General features: G+C 71.9%; 20 protein-coding genes. 7 read left to right on the forward strand and 13 right to left on the reverse strand.

Annotated features, from left to right (window positions below; all coding sequences use genetic code 11):
• Positions 1-1492, reverse strand: a 1492-nt coding sequence (locus tag MXD57_RS02270) for an FAD-binding oxidoreductase (RefSeq protein WP_250399546.1), incomplete at its 3' end; no start/stop codon positions are given.
• 323 nt (positions 1493-1815) lie between these two features.
• Here MXD57_RS02270 and pstS point away from each other — a divergent pair.
• The 4 genes from pstS (at position 1816) to pstB (ending at position 5986) form a co-directional block, all read left to right on the forward strand.
• Positions 1816-2943, forward strand: coding sequence for a phosphate ABC transporter substrate-binding protein PstS (gene pstS / locus MXD57_RS02275; RefSeq protein WP_250399547.1), 1128 nt, complete (start codon positions 1816-1818; stop codon positions 2941-2943).
• Between the two features lie 135 nt (positions 2944-3078).
• Entirely contained in the window at positions 3079-4086 is a 1008-nt protein-coding gene (gene pstC, locus MXD57_RS02280; protein ID WP_250399548.1) for a phosphate ABC transporter permease subunit PstC, read from the forward strand.
• Complete coding sequence (pstA, locus tag MXD57_RS02285) at positions 4083-5144, forward strand: phosphate ABC transporter permease PstA (RefSeq protein ID WP_250399549.1); 1062 nt, start codon at positions 4083-4085, stop codon at positions 5142-5144. The genes pstC and pstA overlap by 4 nt, the downstream gene beginning before the upstream one ends.
• Positions 5145-5209: 65 nt before the next feature.
• Positions 5210-5986: a phosphate ABC transporter ATP-binding protein PstB gene (gene pstB, locus MXD57_RS02290; protein ID WP_199213570.1), complete on the forward strand. Its 777-nt coding sequence runs from the start codon at positions 5210-5212 to the stop codon at positions 5984-5986.
• Positions 5987-6153: 167 nt separating this feature from the next.
• Here the strand turns inward: pstB and MXD57_RS02295 are convergent, their stop codons facing one another.
• Positions 6154-7152: an inorganic phosphate transporter gene (locus tag MXD57_RS02295; protein ID WP_250399550.1), complete on the reverse strand. Its 999-nt coding sequence runs from the start codon at positions 7150-7152 to the stop codon at positions 6154-6156.
• Positions 7153-7159: 7 nt separating this feature from the next.
• Positions 7160-7780: a DUF47 domain-containing protein gene (locus MXD57_RS02300; protein ID WP_015493282.1), complete on the reverse strand. Its 621-nt coding sequence runs from the start codon at positions 7778-7780 to the stop codon at positions 7160-7162.
• Positions 7781-7986: 206 nt separating this feature from the next.
• Here MXD57_RS02300 and MXD57_RS02305 point away from each other — a divergent pair, with 206 nt between their 5' ends.
• Positions 7987-8292: a metal-sensitive transcriptional regulator gene (locus MXD57_RS02305; RefSeq protein ID WP_250399551.1), complete on the forward strand. Its 306-nt coding sequence runs from the start codon at positions 7987-7989 to the stop codon at positions 8290-8292.
• A 19-nt stretch (positions 8293-8311) separates the two neighbouring features.
• Here the strand turns inward: MXD57_RS02305 and MXD57_RS02310 are convergent, their stop codons facing one another.
• Together MXD57_RS02310 and MXD57_RS02315 are read right to left on the reverse strand one after the other, a co-directional pair.
• On the reverse strand, positions 8312-8509 hold the full coding sequence (locus MXD57_RS02310; protein ID WP_250399552.1) for a hypothetical protein: 198 nt from the start codon (positions 8507-8509) through the stop codon (positions 8312-8314).
• An 85-nt stretch (positions 8510-8594) separates the two neighbouring features.
• Entirely contained in the window at positions 8595-9494 is a 900-nt protein-coding gene (locus tag MXD57_RS02315) for a hypothetical protein (protein WP_250399553.1), read from the reverse strand.
• Positions 9495-9594: 100 nt separating this feature from the next.
• Between MXD57_RS02315 and MXD57_RS02320 the strand changes: the two genes are divergently transcribed.
• Positions 9595-9768, forward strand: a complete 174-nt coding sequence (locus MXD57_RS02320; protein ID WP_250399554.1) for a hypothetical protein — start codon at positions 9595-9597, stop codon at positions 9766-9768.
• Positions 9769-9786: 18 nt separating this feature from the next.
• Here MXD57_RS02320 and MXD57_RS02325 read toward each other — a convergent pair whose 3' ends face one another.
• From MXD57_RS02325 to mshD, 4 genes are all read right to left on the reverse strand, one after another.
• Positions 9787-10200, reverse strand: a complete 414-nt coding sequence (locus MXD57_RS02325; RefSeq protein WP_250399555.1) for an NUDIX hydrolase — start codon at positions 10198-10200, stop codon at positions 9787-9789.
• Between the two features lie 20 nt (positions 10201-10220).
• Positions 10221-11363, reverse strand: coding sequence for a CHAD domain-containing protein (locus tag MXD57_RS02330; RefSeq protein ID WP_250399556.1), 1143 nt, complete (start codon positions 11361-11363; stop codon positions 10221-10223).
• Complete coding sequence (locus MXD57_RS02335) at positions 11344-13698, reverse strand: RNA degradosome polyphosphate kinase (RefSeq protein WP_374114639.1); 2355 nt, start codon at positions 13696-13698, stop codon at positions 11344-11346. The genes MXD57_RS02330 and MXD57_RS02335 overlap by 20 nt, the downstream gene beginning before the upstream one ends.
• A gap of 723 nt (positions 13699-14421) precedes the next feature.
• Positions 14422-15348 carry a mycothiol synthase gene (gene mshD, locus MXD57_RS02340; RefSeq protein ID WP_250399558.1) on the reverse strand — a complete coding sequence of 309 codons (927 nt, stop codon included), beginning with the start codon at positions 15346-15348 and terminating at the stop codon, positions 14422-14424.
• Positions 15349-15637: 289 nt separating this feature from the next.
• Here mshD and MXD57_RS02345 point away from each other — a divergent pair, with 289 nt between their 5' ends.
• Positions 15638-17437 carry a bifunctional metallophosphatase/5'-nucleotidase gene (locus MXD57_RS02345; protein WP_250399559.1) on the forward strand — a complete coding sequence of 600 codons (1800 nt, stop codon included), beginning with the start codon at positions 15638-15640 and terminating at the stop codon, positions 17435-17437.
• Between the two features lie 249 nt (positions 17438-17686).
• On the opposite strand, the gene MXD57_RS02350 is transcribed toward MXD57_RS02345, so the two are convergent.
• The 4 genes from MXD57_RS02350 to MXD57_RS02365 form a co-directional block, all read right to left on the reverse strand.
• A complete protein-coding gene (locus MXD57_RS02350; protein WP_250399560.1) occupies positions 17687-19186 on the reverse strand; it encodes a sensor histidine kinase in 1500 nt (499 codons plus the stop codon).
• Complete coding sequence (locus MXD57_RS02355; protein ID WP_250399561.1) at positions 19183-19917, reverse strand: response regulator transcription factor; 735 nt, start codon at positions 19915-19917, stop codon at positions 19183-19185. The genes MXD57_RS02350 and MXD57_RS02355 overlap by 4 nt, the downstream gene beginning before the upstream one ends.
• A gap of 87 nt (positions 19918-20004) precedes the next feature.
• Positions 20005-20259 carry a hypothetical protein gene (locus tag MXD57_RS02360; protein WP_250399562.1) on the reverse strand — a complete coding sequence of 85 codons (255 nt, stop codon included), beginning with the start codon at positions 20257-20259 and terminating at the stop codon, positions 20005-20007.
• 31 nt (positions 20260-20290) lie between these two features.
• Positions 20291-21349, reverse strand: a complete 1059-nt coding sequence (locus MXD57_RS02365; protein WP_250399563.1) for a S1C family serine protease — start codon at positions 21347-21349, stop codon at positions 20291-20293.
• Positions 21350-21400 lie beyond the last annotated feature (51 nt).

Genomic DNA, 21400 nt, shown 5'->3' on the forward strand with positions numbered 1-21400 from the left:
CGGCGGCGTCTCCGAAGTAGGCCTTGCGCCAGTTCCTCAGGGTCGGGTCCGTGTAGTTCTGGTAGGCCGCGCCGGAGGCGTAGGGCGCCATGGCCTGGTGGGTCGAGGCCAGCCACGACTGCGCCGTACCGCCGGAGGCGCCCGCGCCCCAGGAGGCGATGTACTGGGCCAGCATCCGGGAGCGGCGGTGGACGAAGGCCGTCGCCGTGGGGGAGACCCGGTTGACCGCGCCGCCGAGCGCGGTGAGCGCGATGCTGCCCGCGCCGCCGCGCACGGAGCCGATCCGGCTGAGCAGCGTCTGGACGCCCGCGGTGGACAGCGAGCGGTCGAAGAAGTCGGAGCGGGCCGCGTACGTCTCCCGGCCCAGCCTGCCCTGGGCGGAACGGCCCGGGGTGGAGCCGGGCAGGTGGCACTGGGCGTCGGAGGAGAAGGAGGAGCAGCCGGCGTAGATCTCCATGGCCTCCTCGTACCCCCGGCGGCGCAGTGACACGGAGGAGGCGTTCGCGCCGGCCCGGTGGGCCAGACGGTCCACGGCGTTCTGCAGCTCGCCGTAGGTGCCCAGGGAGAAACAGGCCACCGACACGCTCGGGGTCCGGCCCGGTGCGCAGGACAGGTGCAGGGAGGACCAGATCTCGTCCGGCTGGGACGGGCCCCACTCCTGCCAGGCCCTGACGACCGCGGCTGCCTTGGACCAGGGCCATGTCAGGTAGGCCGTCACGGCCTGCGGCGCCGGGTGGGTCCTGAAGTGCAGTTCCGTGACGACGCCGAAATTGCCGTTGCCGGCGCCGCGCAGCGCCCAGAACAGGTCGGAGTGGTGGTGCGCGTCGGCCGTCACCTGGGTGCCGTCGGCGGTGACGAGCGTCGCCCGGGTGAGGCTGTCGCAGGTCAGGCCGTAGGCGCGGGAGGCGACACCGTGGCCGCCGCCGAGGACCAGTCCGGAGACGCCGACGGTGGGGCAGGAGCCGGCGGGTATGGTCACGCCCTTGGCGGCGAGCCCGCGGTAGACGTCGATCAGTTTGGAGCCGGCGCCGACCACCGCCTGTCCGCCGCTCACCCGGATCCGGTTCAGCCGGGAGACGTCGAGCACGAGCCGGTCGTCGCCGGAGGAGTAGCCCGCGTAGGAGTGGCCGCCGTTGCGTATCGACACGCGTACGCCGTGGGCCCTGGCGTACGCCAGCGTGGTCCGGATGTCGGCGGTGTGCGCGACGTAGGCCACCGCGGCGGGCTTCAGGCCGTCGAAGCGGGTGTTGTAGAGCTGGTGGGCCGTCGTCCAGTTCGCGTCGCCGGGACGCACCAGGGAGCCGTCGAGGTCGCGGGCGAGGGCCGCCCAGTCGGCGGCGGCGGTCCGGCTGGTGGTCTTCAGCGCCGTACCCGAGGATGAGAGGGACCGCGCCGAGGACCGCGCGGAGGCGCCCGTGCCGGAGCTGCAGCCCGTCAGCGCGGTGGTGGCCAGCGCGGCCGTGCCGCCCGTGATGAACGTACGCCGTTCCATGTCCGTCGCCCTTCCTCGGCTCTCCTGGAACGAGACGACGCCATGCGCACACGGGTTCCCGTCGCACTAGGAAGAACAACGAGGGCGTGTCCGCGCGACAGGGATGTCGGAACCTCCACGTGCCCTCCCCGTAAGCATTCCGTGACCTCACCGGGCCGACGGCAGGGGTTCACCCCTCGTTCACTTCCGGCCATCGGCGGCTTCACCTGTTCTGCCTAATTTCGGCCTTACGCGGTGCTCAGGGCGGCGATGAACGCTCCCATGCACCTTCGATGTCTTCGCACGCCGCCGACTGCGGCGGCTCCTGGAAGGAACTCCCGAAAGTGAAGCTTCAGCGCAAGAACCGGCTGCGCGCCCTCTCGCTCGGTGCTGTCGCCGTCTCCGGCGCCCTGGCCCTCACGGCGTGCGGCTCCGACGACACGGGCAAGAAGACGACGGACAACTCTTCGTCGTCCTCCAGCGCCGGCTCCATCAAGTGCGACGATGCCAAGGGGCAGCTCCTCGCCGACGGCTCCTCCGCGCAGAAGAACGCGATCGACGCCTGGGTGAAGAACTTCTCGCAGGCCTGCGGCGTGCAGATCAACTACAAGGGCGGCGGCTCGGGTGCCGGTGTCACCGCGTTCACGCAGGGCCAGGTCGCCTTCGCCGGCTCCGACTCCGCGCTGAAGCCCGAAGAGGTCACCGCCTCCAAGAAGGTCTGCTCCGGCGGCCAGGGCATCGACCTGCCGATGGTCGGCGGCCCGATCGCCGTCGGCGTCAACGTCCCGGGTGTGGACGACCTGGTCCTGGACGCGCCGACCCTCGCCAAGATCTTCGACAGCAAGATCAGCAACTGGAACGACCCGGCGATCAAGAAGCTGAACCCGTCGGCGAAGCTTCCCGACCTCAAGATCCAGGCGTTCCACCGCTCGGACGAGTCCGGCACCACGGACAACTTCACCAAGTACCTGATCGCCACCACCCCGGACAACTGGAAGTACTCCGGCGGCAAGGCCTGGCAGGCCAAGGGCGGCCAGTCCGCTCCGCAGTCCGCGGGCGTGGCCCAGCAGGTGAAGCAGACGGCCGGCGCCATCGGCTACTTCGAGCTGTCCTACGTCTCGGACGGCATCAAGCCCGTCGCCATCGACACGGGTGCCAGCAAGCCGGTCACGCCCAGCACCGAGAGCGCCACCGCCGACATCGCGGCCGCCAAGGTCGTCGGCACCGGCAAGGACCTGGCGCTGCAGCTCGACTACAAGACCAAGGCCGAGGGCGCGTACCCGATCACCCTGGTCACGTACGAGATCGTCTGCGACAAGGGCAACAAGGCGGACAGCCTGCCCGCCACCAAGGCCTTCCTGCGCTACATCGCCAGCGAGGACGGCCAGAAGATCCTCTCGGGCATCGACTACGCGCCCGTCCCCGACGAGATCATCGCCAAGGTCCGCAGCACCATCGAGGGCCTGAACTGACCTGAGTGCGGTCCGGCCCCCGCGGGCCGGGCCGCACCGTCCGGTGCACCGCCGCCCGGAGCCGTACCGCCCCACGACGGGCGCACGGCTCCACCGAGCCGCTCGTCGAAGCGGCTCCGCAGACCGGAGAACCCGATGGACATATCGACGCAGACCACTGACGCACCTCCCCCCAGTCCCGAGCCGACCCTGAGCGGGCAGGCCCGCGGCGCCCGCGGCGCGACCCGCCCCGGTGACCGCGTCTTCCTCGGCCTGTCCCGGGGCTCGGGCATCCTGCTGCTGGTGATCATGGCCGCGATCGCGGTCTTCCTCACCTACCGCGCCTCGCTCGCGATCAGCAGGGACCACGGCAACTTCCTGACCACCTTCGAGTGGAACACCAACCTCAACCCGCCGGTCTTCGGTATCGCGGTGCTGGCCTTCGGCACGATCGTCTCCTCGGTCGTCGCCATGGCCATCGCGGTCCCGATCTCGGTCGCCATCGCGCTGTTCATCACGCACTACGCGCCGCGCAGACTGGCCGGCCCGGTCGCCTACGTGATCGACCTGCTCGCCGCCGTGCCGTCCATCGTGTACGGCCTGTGGGGCGCGCTGGTCCTCGTACCGCACATGACCGGCCTCTACGGATGGCTGGACCGGTACCTGGGCTGGACCGGCGTCTTCGACTGGGAGGGCGGCGCCCCGCGCTCGATGCTCACCGTCGGCATCCTCCTCGCGATCATGATCCTGCCGATCATCACCAATGTGAGCCGCGAGGTCTTCCGGCAGGTCCCGCAGATGCACGAGGAGGCCGCGCTGGCCCTCGGCGCCACGCGCTGGGAGGTCATCCGCATGGCGGTGCTGCCCTTCGGCCGCTCCGGCGTGATCTCCGCCTCGATGCTCGGCCTCGGCCGGGCCCTCGGCGAGACGATGGCCGTCGCCACCGTGCTCTCCCCGACCTTCGACATCCAGGCCAGCCTGCTCAACCCGGGCGGCGGCACCTTCGCCCAGAACATCGCCAGCAAGTTCAGCGAGGCGACGCAGGACGGCCGTGACGCGCTGATCGCCTCCGGTCTCGTCCTGTTCGTCATCACCCTGCTGGTCAACGGTGCGGCCCGCGCGATCATCGCCCGCCGCAAGGAGTACTCGGGGGCCAACGCATGAGCACCGCCAGCCTCGCCGACAAGCGCGCCGGTTCGCTGCGCGGCGCGAGCCTGCCGAAGTGGTCCCCCTGGGCCATCGCCGCCGGATCCCTCGTGGTCGCGGTGGGCATCGGCCTCGCCGCCGGCCTGGACAGCAAGGTCCAGTGGGGCCTGATCGCCGCGATCCTGTTCGTCCTCGGCACGTTCGGTGTCGCCGCCCGCGTGGAGGGCCGCCGACAGGCCAAGGACCGCGTCGCGACCTCGCTCGTCTGGGTCGCCTTCCTGCTCGCCGTCGTCCCGCTGGTCTCCCTGATCTGGGTGACCGTGGCGCGCGGTGTGAAGGTCCTGGACGTCTACTTCCTGACCCACTCCATGGGGGTCGTCGCCGACTCCGAGCCGGGCGGCGGCATCTACGCCGCCATCATCGGCAGCCTGGAGCAGGTCGGCCTCGCCACCCTGATCGGCGCGCCGGTCGGCATCCTCACCGCGATCTACCTGGTGGAGTACGGGCGCGGCAGGCTCGCCAAGGCCGTCACCTTCTTCGTCGACGTGATGACCGGCATCCCGTCCATCGTCGCGGGCCTGTTCATCCTGAGCCTGATGCTGATCTTCAAGATGCAGCCCTTCGGCTTCGCCGGTTCGCTCGCGCTGGCCATCCTGATGATGCCCGTCGTGGTCCGCTCCACCGAGGAGATGCTCAAGCTCGTGCCGAACGAGCTGCGCGAGGCGTCGCTGGCGCTGGGCGTGCCCAAGTGGCGCACCATCCTCAAGGTGGTCCTGCCGACCTCGATCGGCGGCATCACCACCGGCGTCATGCTCGCCGTCGCCCGTATCGCGGGCGAGACCGCGCCGGTGCTGCTGCTGGTGTTCGGCAACCCGTTCATCAACAACAACCCCTTCGAGGGCGCGCAGGCGTCGCTGCCGCTGTACATCTACCAGCAGTACTCGCAGAGCGCTGGTGCCAACGCGGCGTACGACCGTGCGTGGGCGGCCTCGCTCACGCTGATCGCCTTCGTGATGATCCTCAACATGGTGGCCCGGGGCATCGCCCGCTGGAAGGCCCCGAAGACCGGTCGCTAAGGCATCGAATGGCGGCTCAGGCCGCGTGGCGACCCCCTCAGCGACTGACTGGAAGTGAAGTAGTTATGGCCAAGCGAATCGACGTGAGCGGACTCACCGCTTACTACGGCTCCCACAAGGCGATCGAGGACATCTCGATGACGGTCGAGCCGCGCTCGGTGACGGCGTTCATCGGGCCGTCCGGCTGCGGCAAGTCGACGTTCCTGCGCACGCTGAACCGGATGCACGAGGTGACCTCCGGCGGCCGTGTCGAGGGCAAGGTGCTGCTGGACGACGAGGACCTGTACGGCGCCGGGATCGACCCGGTGTCGGTACGGCGCGAGGTCGGCATGGTGTTCCAGCGGCCGAACCCCTTCCCCACGATGTCGATCTTCGACAACGTGGCGGCGGGGCTGCGGCTGAACGGCAGCTACCGGAAGTCCGAGCTCAGCGACATCGTGGAGAAGTCGCTGAAGGGCGCGAACCTCTGGAACGAGGTCAAGGACCGGCTGAACAAGCCCGGCTCGGGCCTGTCCGGCGGCCAGCAGCAGCGGCTCTGCATCGCCCGGGCGATCGCCGTGGAGCCGAAGGTGCTGCTGATGGACGAGCCGTGCTCGGCCCTGGACCCGATCTCCACGCTCGCCATCGAGGACCTGATCGGTGAGCTGAAGGAGCGCTTCACGATCGTCATCGTGACGCACAACATGCAGCAGGCGGCCCGGGTGTCGGACCGTACGGCGTTCTTCAACCTGGCGGCGGTCGGCCAGCCCGGTCGGCTGATCGAGATCGACGACACCGAGCGGATCTTCTCCAACCCGTCGGTGCAGGCCACGGAGGACTACATCTCCGGGCGCTTCGGGTAGCCCCAGATCCCCTCGCGGTGCTGCATGGCGGTGCCACCGCGAGGACGCAAAAGGGCCCGCCCCCGGTTCTCGGGGGCGGGCCCGGTCGCGTTCGTAGCGGCGCCGGTGCCGCGAGGCGGTACCAGCCGGTGCCGCGAGGCGGTACCAGCCGGTGCCGCGAGGCGGTACTAGAGGACGGCCAGGTTCACGATCCCGAAGGCCGCCGCGGCGACCAGGGCCGCCGCCGGCATCGTGATGAACCAGCCCATGACGATGTTCTTGGCCACGCCCCAGCGCACCGCGTTCAGCCGCTTCGTCGCGCCGACGCCCATGATCGCCGAGGTGATGACATGGGTGGTGGAGATCGGCGCCTTGAAGATGAACGCCGTGGTGAACATGATCGACGCGCCCGTGGCCTCGGCCGCGAACCCCTGCGGCGGGTCGAGCTCGATGATCTTCCGGCCCAGCGTGCGCATGATCCGCCAGCCGCCGGCGTACGTGCCCAGGGACAGCATCACGGCACAGATGATCTTGACCCAGACCGGGATGGGGTCGCCGAAGGTCTCGTGACCCGAGATGACCAGGGCCAGCACCACGACACCCATGGTCTTCTGGGCGTCCTGCAGGCCGTGCCCGAGTGCCATCGCGGCCGCCGACACCGTCTGCGCTATCCGGAAGCCGCGCTTGGCCTTGTGCGGGTTGGACCGGCGGAACAGCCACAGGATGGCCGTCATCACCAGGTAGCCGACGATCAGGCCGACCACCGGCGACAGGAACATCGGGATGACGACCTTGTCCAGGACGCCGTTCCAGAGCACGTCGGTGCCGCCCGCGAGCGCCGCGCCGACCATGCCGCCGAAGAGGGCGTGCGAGGACGACGAGGGCAGGCCGAAGTACCAGGTCAGCAGGTTCCAGACGATCGCGCCGATCAGTGCGGCGAAGAGGATGGCCATCCCCTTGGAACCCTGCGGTGTCTCGATCAGGCCCTCGCTGACGGTCTTGGCGACCCCGGAGCCGAGGAAGGCACCGGCGAGGTTCATCACCGCGGCCATGGCGAGCGCCGCCCGCGGGGTCAGCGCCCGCGTCGACACCGAGGTCGCGATCGCGTTGGCCGAGTCGTGGAAGCCGTTCGTGTACGTGAAGAAGAGCGCGACCGCGACGGTCACGATCAGGGCGAAGGTGTCCATCGACGCCTCAGGACTCCTTGACGGCGATGGTCTCCACCGTGTTCGCCACGTGCTCGAACGCGTCCGCCGCCTCCTCGAGCACATCCACGATCTGCTTCAGCTTCAGCACCTCGATGGCGTCGTACTTGCCGTTGAAGAGGTGCGCCAGCAGCTTGCGGTGGATCTGGTCGGCCTGGTTCTCGAGCCGGTTGACCTCGATCCAGTACTCGGTGAGGTTGTCCATCGTGCGCAGGTTCGGCATCGCCTCCGCGGTCAGCTCGGCCGCCCTGGCCAGCACCTCGATCTGCTGCTCGACGCCCTTGGGCAGCTCCTCGACGTTGTAGAGGACGACCAGGTCGACGGCCTCCTCCATGAAGTCCATGATGTCGTCCAGGGACCCGGCGAGGGCGTAGATGTCCTCACGGTCGAAGGGCGTGATGAAGGAGGAGTTCAGCTGGTGGAAGATCGCGTGCGTGGCGTCGTCACCTGCGTGTTCCGCGGCCCGCATACGCTCTGCGATCTCGGCCCGGGCGGAAGAGTCCGCCCCGAGCAGTTCCATCAGGAGCTTCGAGCCGGTGACGATGTTGTCCGCGGACGCGGCGAACATGTCGTAGAAGCTCGTCTCCCTGGGGGTCAGACGAAAGCGCACGTGGGGTCCTCTAGGTGCTTCGGTTTCGGTCAGGCTGATGCTAGGCGCAACATCCGGCCACGGCTATCGGGCCGTCTCCCAGTGTCGCCCATCGTTCCGGGCGATCGGCACGGGGGCGTACCAAGGGCCCTCTACCCCACGAAATTCGCTACCATATACCCACTAGGGGTATGTATCCACAGCCCGTCCCGACATGGAGGCCCGTGATGACGACGACCGAGGCCGGCGCCACGCACGGCTACCACAAGCAGAAGGACGAGCACCTCAAGCGGCTGCGCCGTATCGAGGGCCAGATCCGCGGTCTGCAGCGCATGGTCGACGAGGACACGTACTGCATCGACATACTCACCCAGGTGTCCGCCTCCACCAAGGCCCTGCAGTCCTTCGCGCTGCAACTGCTGGAGGAGCACCTGCGGCACTGCGTGGCGGACGCGGCCCTCAAGGGCGGCGAGGAGATCGAGACCAAGGTGGACGAGGCGACGAAGGCGATCGGCCGGCTGCTGCGCACCTGAGCCGGGTGTCCCGTGGGTCTCAGAGCGCGTCCCGGCCCGGGGGGCGATCGGCGGATTTCCGCTCCTCGGCCACCCGCAGCACCTCGTCGATGCTCTCCATGCTCAGCCGGTCCTCGGCGGCCGAGGCGGCGATGATCAGCTCTCCGCACAGCTCGATCTCGGCGAGGGCCACATGGTCCTGAACTGCCGTACCGCCGAGCGGAGCCACGTGCGTCACCTCGTCTCTGCCGTCACCGACTTCCTAGAGTAGGCAGCGCCCCACGCACCGCGCATGGCACGGACGGGCTAGTTCGACAGGTGCGTCACTGACTAGTGCCCTGACTGGATCTCGCCCCCGGCGCGGGCGCCTCGCCGGCCCCGCTCTCGGCGATGCGGCCCGCGTAGATGTCCCCCGGGCTCGGCAGCCGCACGTCGACGGGGGTGCCGAACTCGAACAGCAGTGTGGTCGAGGCGACCGCGACCGGCGTCTTCTCGCGGCCGTTGACGAAGCTGAAGCGCTGGCGCAGCTTGCGGATGCGGCCCTGGTCGTCCAGGTAGACGTCGAACGGCACCTCCGCCGTGGCGAACCCCTTCGCCGCCGCGGCCAGCGCCGCCCGGTTGTCCGCCGAGGCGTTCGCCGAGGCGCCGGCCAGGTCCGCCGTACCCCGGTAGTGCCGCACCGGGGTCCCGCCGACCTCGGTCCGTCCGACGTACGTCGCCGTGCGCGTGCCGCGCAGCACCTCCGCCGCCGCGTACGGGTCGGTGGCGCCGCCGGTGACGAGGTTGCCGTCGGACAGGGCCGCGGTCTCCACCCGCACCCACTTGTCGGCGGGTACGCCCGCGCCCCGGTTCTTCATGTACAGGGCGCCGGGGGCGAGGAGCTCGGTGATGGGCCGGTGCTCGGGGGTGCCCGCGGGGTCGTCCGGGAGTACGACGGTCAGCTCCCCGAGCCGGTGCCGGAAGTCGTAGCCGCCCCGGCCGCGGATGGTGACCCGGGTGCCGCCGGTCGCCATCTCCATGGACGTGGTCGTCTTGGAGCTGCCCGCCTCCCGCAGGGTGTCCGCGGCCCGCCGCAGCACGGTCGCCGGGTCGCCGCCGACGCCGTGCGCGCCCTCGGCGGCGGCCCGGTCACCGGTGCACCCGGTGGCGGCCGCCCCCAGCCCGAGCACGACTCCCACCGCGAGGGCGGTCCTTCCCGCGCGCCTGTACTGCCGCCGATCCATCGCGTGAAACCCCCAGCCGGTAGGTCCGTCACGGGCCCCCTGTCTGCCTGGTTAACGACCGGTAGGGAGCACCGTCACGCGCTGCCGTACCGTTGTCACCGTGGTGCAGCAGGACGGGCCGGGGCGAGCCCGGCAGGGGCAGGAACACCTCACGACGACGACCGAGCAGGGCCGCTTCTGCGTGGCCCGCTGCACCTGCGGCTGGCGCGGCCCGGCCCGCCGGGCCCGCAGTCTCGCCAGAGCGGACGCGCAGGCGCACGCGGAGCCGGGGTGAGGCGTCCCGGGCGGCCGGTCAGCGGCGCTCGAAGTGCCGGGTGAGGGCGTCGACGAGATCGCGGTCGCGGGGATGGGTCAGCCGGTGGCGGGCCTCGGCGGGACAGAGCCACAGGATCCGGTCCACCTCGGCGTTCGGGGCGAAGGCTCCGGCGGTGGCCTCGGCCGCCCAGTAGCGCACCCGTTTGGGCCGGCCGTTGGCCGGATAGCTCAGGGTCGGCAGCTCGGGGCCGGGCTCGGCCGCGTAACCGGTCTCCTCGGCGACCTCGCGCAGGGCGCCCGCGAGCGCGTCCTCGCCCCGCTTCAGCTTGCCCTTCGGGTGGGACCAGTCGTCGTACTTGGGCCGGTGGACCAGGCAGAGCTCCAGACCGCCGGCCGCCGGCGAGCGGCGCCACAGGACGCAGCCCGCCGCCTCGACCGTGGTGTCGTTCACACCGCCTCCTCGCGGGGGTTTCAGGAAGCGCCGACCGCCTGCTTCTGCCAGGCCTGCTGGAAGGCGAACCTGGCCGCCTCCACCTCGTGCCGCTGGTCGGCGTGGAGCACGCCCAGCGCGTACGCCGTCGCGGGGGCGATGCGGGGGGTACGGGCCGCCTGGGCCGCCGCTGCCGCCGCCTCCGAGGCGTCCCGGTGCCGGTTCAGCGACTGGCCGGCCGTCAGCAGCCGTACGTCGGCCGGGGAGTTGGTGCCGTGCAGCACCTCGCGGGCGTAGCGGTGCAGGCGCAGCAGCAGGCGGACCTGGTGCCAGGGCCCGTCCTGGGGGTGCGGGGACGGGTCCGGGGACAGGCCGTGGACCAGGGCCTCCGCGTTGTAGGGGTGGCCCGCGGTGAGCAGCGGCAGGGCGGTGACGGCCTGGGTGAGGCGTTCCTCGGCCGCGGCGGCGAGGGGGTGCAGCGCGGTGCCGGGCGCGTGGGGGGTGAGCGGGACCTCGCTCGCCAGTAAGGCCACCTTGTCCGCGACCGCGTGGAAGCGGGAGGAGCCGAGGGCCTGCAGGGCCGTGGAGTGGGCCCGGGTCCGGGCCAGGGTGAGCTGGCGCTCCAGCAGGGCCCCCGCCCGGGCCGCGCCGACCGTCAGGCTGCCGCGCTCCGGGGCCGGCACCGCCGGACGGGCGGTGCCGGGCGGCGCCGTGCTCACCGGGACGGGTGCCGTCCCGGCGCCGGGACCGCCCGCGGCCGGCCCGGCCCCTTCGGACGGGGTGCCGACGGCCATCGCGGCCACCGGCTGGGCCGGCAGCGCCGCGGTGCCCGAGAGCCGGTTGAGGGCCTGCAGCAGCCGTTCCAGGCGGGCCTCGTAGGCGTGCTCCAGCTTCAGGGTGCCCGACAGCCAGGCCAGTTCCGGGCGCATCTCCTCCGACCAGTCCGCATCGAGCAGCGGGCGGAAGGTGTGCAGGCTGGCGCTGATGCGGCGGGCCGAGCGGCGCAGCAGCAGCGCCGGGTCGACGGACTCCTCCGCGCCGCCCGCCGGGACGCCGCCGGTCTCCCGGTGCGTGCGCAGCGCGCGGAGGAACTCCGTGGCCCGGGCGCGGAGGTAGCCCGCGAGGGCTTCCCCGGTCACCGCCTGGGCCGAGGGGTCCGTCGGGTCAAGGTGTCGCTGTGCCACGCCGGCGCCTCCGGGCGTCTATGAGCATCTCCTGGACGTTGCGCAGGGGCTGTCCGTCAGCGTCGGTCGCGTGCCGGGTCCACTCGCCGTCGGGACCGAGGTGCCAGGAGGCGGTGGTGTCGGACATGCCGGTGTCGAGCAGCCGGTTCAGGGCCGCCCGGTGGCCGGGGTCGGTCACCCGGACCAGGGCCTCGATCCGGCGGTCGAGGTTGCGGTGCATCATGTCGGCGCTGCCGATCCACACCTCGGGTTCGCCGCCGTTGCCGAAGGCGAACACCCGGGAGTGCTCGAGGAAGCGGCCGAGGATGGAGCGGACCCGGATGTTCTCCGACAGGCCCGCGACGCCGGGCCGGACCGCGCAGATGCCGCGCACCCACACGTCGACCGGCACGCCGGCCTGGGAGGCGCGGTACAGCGCGTCGATGATCGCCTCGTCGACCATCGAGTTGACCTTGATGCGCACGAAGGCGGGGCGTCCCGCCCGGTGGTGCTGGACCTCCTTGTCGATGCGCGCTATCAGGCCGTCGCGCAGCGACTTGGGGGCGACGAGGAGGCGGCGGTAGGTCTCCCGGCGGGAGTAGCCGGACAGCCGGTTGAACAGGTCGGAGAGGTCCGCGCCGACCTGCGGGTCGGCGGTGAGCAGCCCGAGGTCCTCGTACAGCCGGGCCGTCTTCGGGTGGTAGTTGCCGGTGCCGACGTGGCTGTAGCGGCGGAGGGTCTCGCCCTCCTGGCGGACCACCAGGGACAGCTTGCAGTGCGTCTTCAGGCCGACCAGGCCGTACACCACGTGGCAGCCCGCCTCCTCCAGCTTGCGCGCCCACTTGATGTTGGCGTGCTCGTCGAAGCGGGCCTTGATCTCGACCAGGACGAGGACCTGCTTGCCGGACTCGGCTGCGTCGATGAGCGCGTCGACTATCGGGGAGTCGCCGGAGGTGCGGTACAGGGTCTGCTTGATCGCCAGTACGTCCGGGTCGGCGGCCGCCTGCTCCAGGAAGGCCTGCACGGAGGTGGAGAAGGAGTCGTACGGGTGGTGCAGCAGCACGTCACGGGCGCGCAGGGCGGCGAAGATGTCGGGCGCCGACGCCGACTCCACCTCGGCCAGGTCACGGTGGGTGCCCGCGACGAACTTCGGGTACTTCAGCTCCGGCCGGTCGAGGCTGTGGATGCGGAAGAGGCCGGTGAGGTCCAGGGGACCGGGCAGCGGGTAGACCTCGGCCTCGGAGATCTTCAGCTCGCGGACCAGCAGGTCCAGCACCTCGCGGTCGATGGACTCCTCGACCTCCAGGCGCACCGGCGGTCCGAAGCGGCGTCGCATGAGTTCCTTCTCCAGGGCCTGGAGCAGGTTCTCGGCGTCGTCCTCCTCGACCTCGAGGTCCTCGTTGCGGGTGAGCCGGAAGGCGTGGTGCTCCAGCACCTCCATGCCCGGGAACAGCTCCTCCAGGTGCGCGGCGATGACGTCCTCGAGCGGGACGTAGCGGCCCGGCGCCGCCTCCAGGAAGCGGGACAGCAGCGGCGGCACCTTCACGCGCGCGAAGTGCTTGTGGCCGCTGACCGGGTTGCGCACGACGACGGCCAGGTTCAGGGACAGGCCGGAGATGTACGGGAACGGGTGCGCGGGGTCGACGGCCAGCGGGGTCAGCACGGGGAAGATCTGGTGCCGGAAGAGCGTGAAGAGGCGCGCCTGCTCCTTCTCGGTCAGCTCGTTCCAGCGGACCAGGTGGATGCCCTCGTCGGCGAGTGCGGGGGCCACGTCCTCGTGGTAGCAGGCGGCGTGCCGGGCCATCAGCTCGCGCGAGCGGGCCCAGATCATCTCCAGCACCTCGCGCGGCTGGAGGCCGGACGCGGAGCGGGTGGCGACGCCGGTGGCGATGCGGCGCTTCAGGCCGGCCACCCGGACCATGAAGAACTCGTCCAGGTTGCTGGCGAAGATCGCCAGGAAGTTGGCGCGCTCCAGCAGGGGCGTGTTCGGGTCCTCGGCCAGCTCCAGGACCCGCTCGTTGAAGGCGAGCCAGCTTCGCTCCCGGTCGAGGAAGCGGCCCTGGGGCAGCGGCGCCCCGCCGCTCTGCGCCTCCTCGTAGGCGTCGAGGTCGGCGTCGAGGTCGGGTTCCAGGTCGGAAACGGTCGCGGCGACCGCGTGGGACCGGTGCGCGGCGATGGAGCCCACGGAGGGCTGCGTGTGCTGGGCCTCTGCCTGGGTGTCTTGCTGACTCATGACACCATTCTTCCGCGCCACGCGCGAGACAGGCGCGTCGGAACGTGCGGGCGGGAGCGTCACGGCCCCGTTCCCCGCGGGCCCCTCGGGGGGAGGCGAAGGCTCTGGCACGACGGGCTTCATTGGCCGAGCGTCGCAAGCCAGTCTGAATCGATGGTTACGGAGACATGACGTCCCGGAAATCGAGGGGCGGCCCCGGGGTGCGTCCCTCCCCCCGTGGAAGGGACGCACACCCCTCATGCGGTCCGGCGGCGCGGCACCAGCAAGCGGCCGTCGTCACCGGCGTGGTCAGGGCCGGCACGACGCCCGTCTCCGCCAGGTGCGGGGGGCCAGAAGCGGGACGCGGGGTGGTAGACGGCGAAACAGCTGTCGGCGTTCCGTCCGGTGCCGCCCGGCCGGGCCCGGGCGCTCCCGGGCAGGGCGAACGGATCACGGCGAGGTGCGGGTCGCCGCCGGCCACGGGGGCGCTCGCCGAGGGCCAGGGCCAGGGCCGGGGCGAGGGCGAGGGCGCCCCGGGTGCGCCGGCCACCGGGCCGCGCCCCTGAGCGGGCTCCGGGATCGAGCGTGCCAGTGGCCACGATCCGCGCGGCGCTCCCCGCGTCCCGGCGTGTGCGGGGCCGAGGCCGGCGTCCGCGCGCAGCGTCTCGGTGACCGTGACCTGCGGGTACGGCGGCTTGTCCCGGGCCGCGCGGCCCACCTGGACACAGGGCGCCGCGGGGGTGGTGCCGAGCACCGTCAGCCGGCCCCTGTCGCCCATTGAACGGTGAAAGGATTCTCCGGAAGAGGGGTGGCCGTCGGGCCGGCCACCCCGGGGTCCGCGCCGGGGCGCCCGCGCGCCCCGCCGGATCAGGTCTCGGTGCGGTACATCAGGTCGGTCTCGTACGTCGTGAAGCCCAGCCGCTCGTACACGGCGACCGCCGCCTTGTTGTCGGCGTCGACGTACAGCATGGCCGTCGGCAGCCCCTGCGCCGCCAGGTGACGCAGGCCGATCAGGGTCAGGGCCCTGCCGAGCCCGCCGCCCTGCTCGCCCGGCCGGACCCCGAGCACGTACACCTCGCCGAGCCCCTCCTCGGCGTGCACCTTGGTCCAGTGGAAGCCGACCAGCTCCCCGCGCCGCTCCGCCAGGAAGAACCCGGCCGGGTCGAACCACGGCAGTGCCTTGCGGTCGTCCAGGTCGCGCTGGGTGAGCGAGCCCTGCTCGGGGTGGTGCGCGAACGCGGCCGCGTTGACCGCGAGCCAGGCCGCGTCGTCCTTGCCCGGCACGAAGGAGCGTACGGTCACACCGTCCGGCAGCACCGGCTCGGCCGGCTCCGGGTCGGTCAACGGCCGTCGCATCTGGCGCAGTTCACGGAACAGGGTCAGGCCGAGCACCTGGGCGAGGTGGCGGGCGGCGGAGTGCCCGCCGTGCGCCCACACCCGCAGCCGCTTGCCCGAGGCGGCGAGCAGTGCCGAGCCCAGCGCCCGGCCGTGCCCGTGCCCGCGGTGCGCCGGGTGGACGACCAGTTCGGCGGCCGGCGCCTCCACCGGGTCGGTGTCCTCCAGTTGGCCGTAGCCGACCAGCTCGCCTCCGGCGGTCAGCAGCAGATGCGAGACGCCCTCGCGCGGGCCGCCGTGAAGCTGCAGCCGGCCCTGCTCGGACACCGGCTGCTGCCCGTCGACGCGGGCGGCCTCGGCGAGCAGTCCGAGCACGGCCTCGGCCTGGTCCGGGTCGAGCGCCGAGCGGGTCTCGAGGGAACGGGAGGGGGCCGGCCGTCCGGTGTCGTCGCTGCTCATGCGTACGAGGGTACGGGGCCGCCGGAGCGAAGTCCCGGTACCGCGGAGCGGAGAAGTCCTGCCGCGGCCCACGGCGTGAGTCCTGGTACGGCTGAGGCGGAAGCCCGGGTCGGCGCGGGGCGGAGGTCCCGGTGGGGTGGAGGGCCGGGCTCCTGGTGGACCGAGGGGAAAAGGACGGCAAAGGGAAACCAGGACGTAACCACGAACCCCCTGTCGCGCTACGCGCGTTGACCTTAGGCTGCGCGGCGAACGGGGGCCACGCGCCCCAGCCGACCCACAGGGGGGTTCCATGTCAGCCGCACCCCGGCGCACCAGACGCAGGGCCTACGGCGTCCTCGCCACCACCGCCGCTCTCGCCACGGCCGCCGGCCTGGCCGCCGCCCTGCCCGCGCAGGCGCACACCGGCAAGGACGGTCACGGGCACGGCCGTTCCGGCCGCTACCAGGACGTCCAGCTCCTGTCCTTCAACGACCTGCACGGCAACCTGGAGCCCCCGTCCGGCTCCTCCGGCCGGGTCACCGAACTCCAGCCGGACGGCACGACGAAGACGATCGACGCGGGTGGCGCCGAGTACCTCGCCACCCATCTGCGCCAGGCCCGCCAGGGCCACCCGTACTCCATCACGGCGGCCGCCGGCGACATGGTCGGCGCCTCCCCGCTGCTGTCCGGGCTCTTCCACGACGAGCCCACGATCGAGGCGCTCAACAAGCTGAAGCTGGACGTCACCTCGGTCGGCAACCACGAGTTCGACGAGGGCGCGAGGGAGCTGGCCCGCCTGCAGAACGGCGGCTGCCACCCCACGGAGGGCTGCTACGGCGACACGAAGTTCAAGGGCGCCGACTTCCCCTACCTCACCGCCAACGTCATCGACGACAGGACGGACCGACCGCTCCTCAAGCCCTACTGGGTGTGGAAGAAGAAGGACGTCAAGATCGGCTTCATCGGCGTCACTCTGGAGGGCACCCCCGACATCGTCTCCGCCGACGGCGTCAAGGGCCTGAAGTTCAAGGACGAGACCGAGACGATCAACAAGTACGCCAAGGTGCTGCAGCGCCGGGGCGTGCAGTCGATCGTGGCCCTGATCCACGAGGGCGGCTACCCGGCCTCCGGCTCCTACAACTACGACTGCGACTCCGCGGGCGCGGGCTCCGGCATCTCCGGCCCGATCGTGGACATCGCGAAGCACGTCACGCCGGCCGTCGACGCGCTCGTCACCGGCCACACCCACAACGCCTACGTCTGCACCGTCCCCGACCCGTCGGGCCGGCCGCGCATGGTCACCTCCGCGGCCTCCTTCGGCCGCCTGTACACGGACACCACGCTCACCTACGACCACCGCACCGGCGACATCGTGCGCACGGCCGTGAAGTCCGCGAACCACGTGGTCTCCCGGGACGTCCCCAAGGCGGCGGACATGACCGGGCTGATCTCGAGGTGGAACACCCTGGCCGCCCCGATCGGCAACCGGCCCATCGGCTACATCTCCGGCGACGTCAACAACACCGGCACCGAGTCCCCCATGGGTGACCTGATCGCCGACGCGCAACTCGCCCACGGCAAGGAGCTGGACCCGAACACCAGCCTCGCCCTGATGAACCCGGGCGGCGTGCGCGCGGGCCTGACCTACGCGGCCAAGGGCGACGAGGGCGACGGGGTCGTCACCTACGCCGAGGGCTTCACGGTCCAGCCCTTCTCCAACACCGTGAACCTCCAGGACTTCACGGGTGCCCAGCTCGTCCAGGTGCTCAAGGAGCAGGTGAGCGGGCCCAACGCGGCGGTCCCGAAGATCCTCCAGCCGTCCGCCGGACTCACCTACACGCTCGACCTGACCAGGTCCGGGGCGGACCGCGTGGTCACCGACTCCATCCGGCTCAACGGCGCCGCCATCGACCCGGCGGCCACCTACCGCGTCGCCACCAACAGCTTCCTGGCGGGCGGCGGCGACGGCTTCCCGACCCTGGGGCAGGGCACGAACGACCTGGTCGGCAGCGACGACCTGGCCGCGCTCGCGACGTACCTGACGGCCAACTCCTCGGCCACCGACCCGATCGCCCCGCCGAAGGCGGACCGGGTCACGATCACGCAGTAGCCGCCGCGAGGCGGATCGCGCACCTCGGGCAGAGGGTGCGGGCGGGGGCGGTGCGCATGATCGGACGATTCATGCGCACGCCCCGTCCCATGGCCCCGCATCCGCCTTCCCGCCCCTGCGAGGAGCACGGCGCGCTCTCGGACCTCCCCCGGCCCCGGGCCGGGGGAGGTCCGCTGCGGGAGGTCCCGCGGGAGGTCCCCGGGACGGTGTCGTGCGGGACACCGCCGCCGGCCCGGAGCGGGACGGCCCTCAGGCCTGATCCCCGTCGGCCGGGGGATCCGGTGGAGCCGTGGCCGCGCCCGGGAGGCGGATCGTGGCGGTCGTGCCGCCGCTGTCCGCCCGGGCCAGGGAGACCTCGCCGCCCGCCTGCTGGACCGTGCGGGCCACGATGGACAGGCCGAGGCCGGAGCCCGGCAGGGCGCGGGCGCTCGGGGAGCGCCAGAAGCGGTCGAAGACGTGCGGGAGTTCGTCCGCGGGGATTCCGGGTCCGTGGTCGCGGACCGTCAGGACGCCCTCCGCGAGCCGCACCTCGACGGTGCCGCCCTCCGGGCTGAACTTCACCGCGTTGTCGAGGACGTTGACGACCGCCCGCTCCAGCGCGGAGGGCTCCGCCCGGACGTACCAGGGCTCCAGGTCCGCCGTGATGGTCAGTTCGGGGCCGCGCAACCGGGCCCGGCGCAGGGCCGCCTCGACGGTGTCCTGGAAGGACACCACCTGGACGCGCTCGCCCCGCTGGCCCTCCGAGCGCGACAGCTCCTGCAGATCGCCGATCAGCGCGGCCAGTTCCGTCATCTGCGCCTTCACCGAGGCGAGCAGCGCCTTGCGGTCCTCGGGGGGCAGCGGGCGGCCCGTCTCCTCGCTGCGGGTGAGCAGCTCGATGTTGGTGCGCAGCGAGGTGAGCGGGGTGCGCAGCTCGTGGCCGGCGTCGGCGATGAGCTGCTGCTGCAGGTCGCGGGAGCCGGCCAGCGCGGTGGTCATCGAGTTGAAGGAGCGCGAGAGCCGCGCCACCTCGTCCTCGCTGTCGTCGTCGACGGGGATGCGGATGCCCAGGTCCTCGGTCCGGGCCACGTGCTCGACGGCCTCGGTGAGCTTGTCGACCGGGCGCAGTCCGGCCCGCGCCACCGCGAGTCCCGCCGCACCGGCCCCGACCACCCCGACACCGGAGACGAGGAGCAGGATCAGGGCGAGGTCCTTCAGCGTGTCCCGGGTGTTCTTCAGCGGTATGGCGACCATCAGGGCCGTGTTCGGGTACATCTGGGGCTGCGTCCCGGGCCCCGGGCTGAAGGTCAGCGGCTGGGTCAGCACCCGCACCGCGTTGCCCTCGGAGTCGGTGCCGTCGCGCAGGATGCCGTTGTGCAGCAGCCCGTCGTGGTCGTCCGCCCGGGCGATGACGCCGGTGTCGGCGGAGGTGGTCCTCACCCGGCCCGCGGAGTTGGAGGACACGCAGGCGGTGCCGTTCTGCTTCATGAGCTGGATGTAGTAGTAGTTGCCGTGGGCGTGGAAGTCGCCGAGTCCGGCGTCGCCGGGTGTCTGCGGGCACGACTCCAGCGTCGAGACGATGTTCACCAGCCGCTGCGGCTCCGAGACCTTCTGCAGATCGGCGTCGACCTGGTCGTACAGCTTGCGCTCCACGATGAACCAGCACGTCACCGAGACCGCCGCCACCGCGAACGCCACCGCCGCCGCGACCAGCATCGCCAGCCGGGCCCGGATCGGCAGCGCCCGGTAGCGCCGAGCCAGCCGCCTCACTCCGCGCCGCCCTGCCGCAGGACGTACCCCACGCCGCGGACGGTGTGCACCAGCCGTGGCTCGCCGCCCGCCTCGGTCTTGCGGCGCAGGTACATGACGTAGACGTCGAGCGAGTTGGAGGAGGGCTCGAAGTCGAAGCCCCAGACGGCCTTCAGGATCTGCTCGCGGGTGAGGACCTGGCGCGGGTGGGCCATGAACATCTCCAGGAGCGTGAACTCCGTGCGGGTCAGCTCCACCTGCCGGCCGCCCCGGGTGACCTCGCGGGTGGCGAGGTCCATGCGCAGGTCGCCGAAGGTCAGCGCCTCGTCCGCCCGGGCCTCGGCCGACACGTCGGCCGCGTACGAGCTGCGCCGCAGCAGCGCCCGGATACGGGCGAACAGCTCGTCCAGCTCGAAGGGCTTGACCAGGTAGTCGTCGGCCCCGGCGTCCAGCCCCGTCACCCGGTCGCCCACCGTGTCGCGGGCCGTGAGCATGAGGATCGGGGTGGTGTCCCCGGTGCCCCGGATCCTGCGGGCCGCGGTCAGGCCGTCCATGCGCGGCATCTGGATGTCCAGCACCACCAGGTCCGGCCGGTAGGCCGCCGCCTTCTCCAGGGCGTCCGCGCCGTCGACCGCGACCTCGGTGCCGTATCCCTCGAAGGCGAGGCTGCGCTGCAGGGCCTCGCGCACGGCGGGCTCGTCGTCGACGATCAGGATGCGCTGGGGGTCACGGTCGCCTTCGGCGGGGCTCATCGCTCGCGGTTCCTCGGGGTGCGGTGGGGTGGACGGGGTGCCTCTCAGCCTCGCACGCCCGGGGGCCGTGGGGCACGCATGCCGGGCTCAGGAGCCCAGCGTGCTCAGTCCGCGTGCCGTGCCGAGCTGGTGCACCGCGCTCAGCCGGCGCAGTGGCACCTTGCGGCGGTGCGGACGGTCGGCGGAGGTGCGCAGGCCCATCAGTTCCGGGGCCGGCACGGCGACCTCCGGGACGCGGTGGCCGGCGGCGGGGGCGTGCAGCTCGCGCGCCACCGCCAGGGGGAGGGTGAGGGCGGCCGGGCCGGTGCCCGGGACGTCACTGTGCGAGACCTGAGTGATCATGACGTGCTCCCTGCTGTGCCGGGTGGGTCGTTCAGCCGGTCGAGCCGGCCCGCAGCTTGGCGAGGTCGGACTTGACGGTGTCGACGGGGATCGCGAAGCCGAGCCCGACGCTGCCCGCGTCCGAGGACGAGGAGGCCTGCGAACTCGACGAGTACATGGCGGAGTTGATGCCGATGACACGGCCGCTCGCGTCGATCAGCGCGCCGCCGGAGTTGCCGGGGTTCAGCGAGGCGTCCGTCTGGAGCGCCTTGTAGGTCGTCGTGGACGAGCCGGTGTCGCCGTTGAACTCGCGGCCGCCGAACTGGAACGGCCACCTGCCGTCGCCGCCCTGGCCCTGGTTCTGGCCCTGGTTCTCGTCGGTGGAGACGGTCACGTCCCGGTCGAGCGCGGAGACGATGCCGCTGGTGACGGTGCCGGTCAGGCCCTCCGGTGAGCCGATCGCGACGACCGGGTCGCCGACCTGGACGGCGGAGGAGTCGCCCAGCGCGGCGGCCGTCAGCCCGGAGGCACCCCGCAGTTTGATCAGCGCGAGGTCCTTGGAGCTGTCGGTGCCGACGACGTCGGCGGTGTAGCTGGTGCCGTTGCTGGTGCGCACCTTGATCGAGGAGGCGCCGGAGACGACGTGGTTGTTGGTGACGATCTCGCCGCCGGAGGTGATGATCACACCGGAGCCGGTGGACGAGCCGTTGCTGAGCGTCGCCCGGACCTCGACGACGCTGGGGCTCACCGCCGAGGCGATCGCGGCGACGTCGCCCCTCTTGCTCGAAGGGACCACGGTGGTCGTGGCGCCGGCCGACGCGACCGTGTCCTTGCCGGTCAGTTCCTGGAAGGCGTAGGCGGTGCCGCCGCCGACCGCGGCCGCGACGATCGCCACGGCGGCGAGCAGACCCACCGGTCCTCGGCCGCGCCGCCGTGCCGGTCCGTGGGCCGGCGCGGTGCCCGGTGCCCTGACCGTGGCCGCCGCGGGCTCGTGGGGCGGCGGGGGCGGCCACTCGGGGTTCGCGGGAGCGGAGTGGACGTGCTGCCGGGCGTACGTGCCGTCGGGACCCTCGTACGCGTACTCGCCGCTGCGGCGCATGCTCTCGGTCATGACACTGAGGATGTCCCGCGACCATGAGAGCCGCCTGAGTGCTCCCTGAGA

It is taken from the genome of Streptomyces cellostaticus (assembly GCF_023630175.1).
GTDB lineage: Bacteria > Actinomycetota > Actinomycetes > Streptomycetales > Streptomycetaceae > Streptomyces > Streptomyces cellostaticus_A.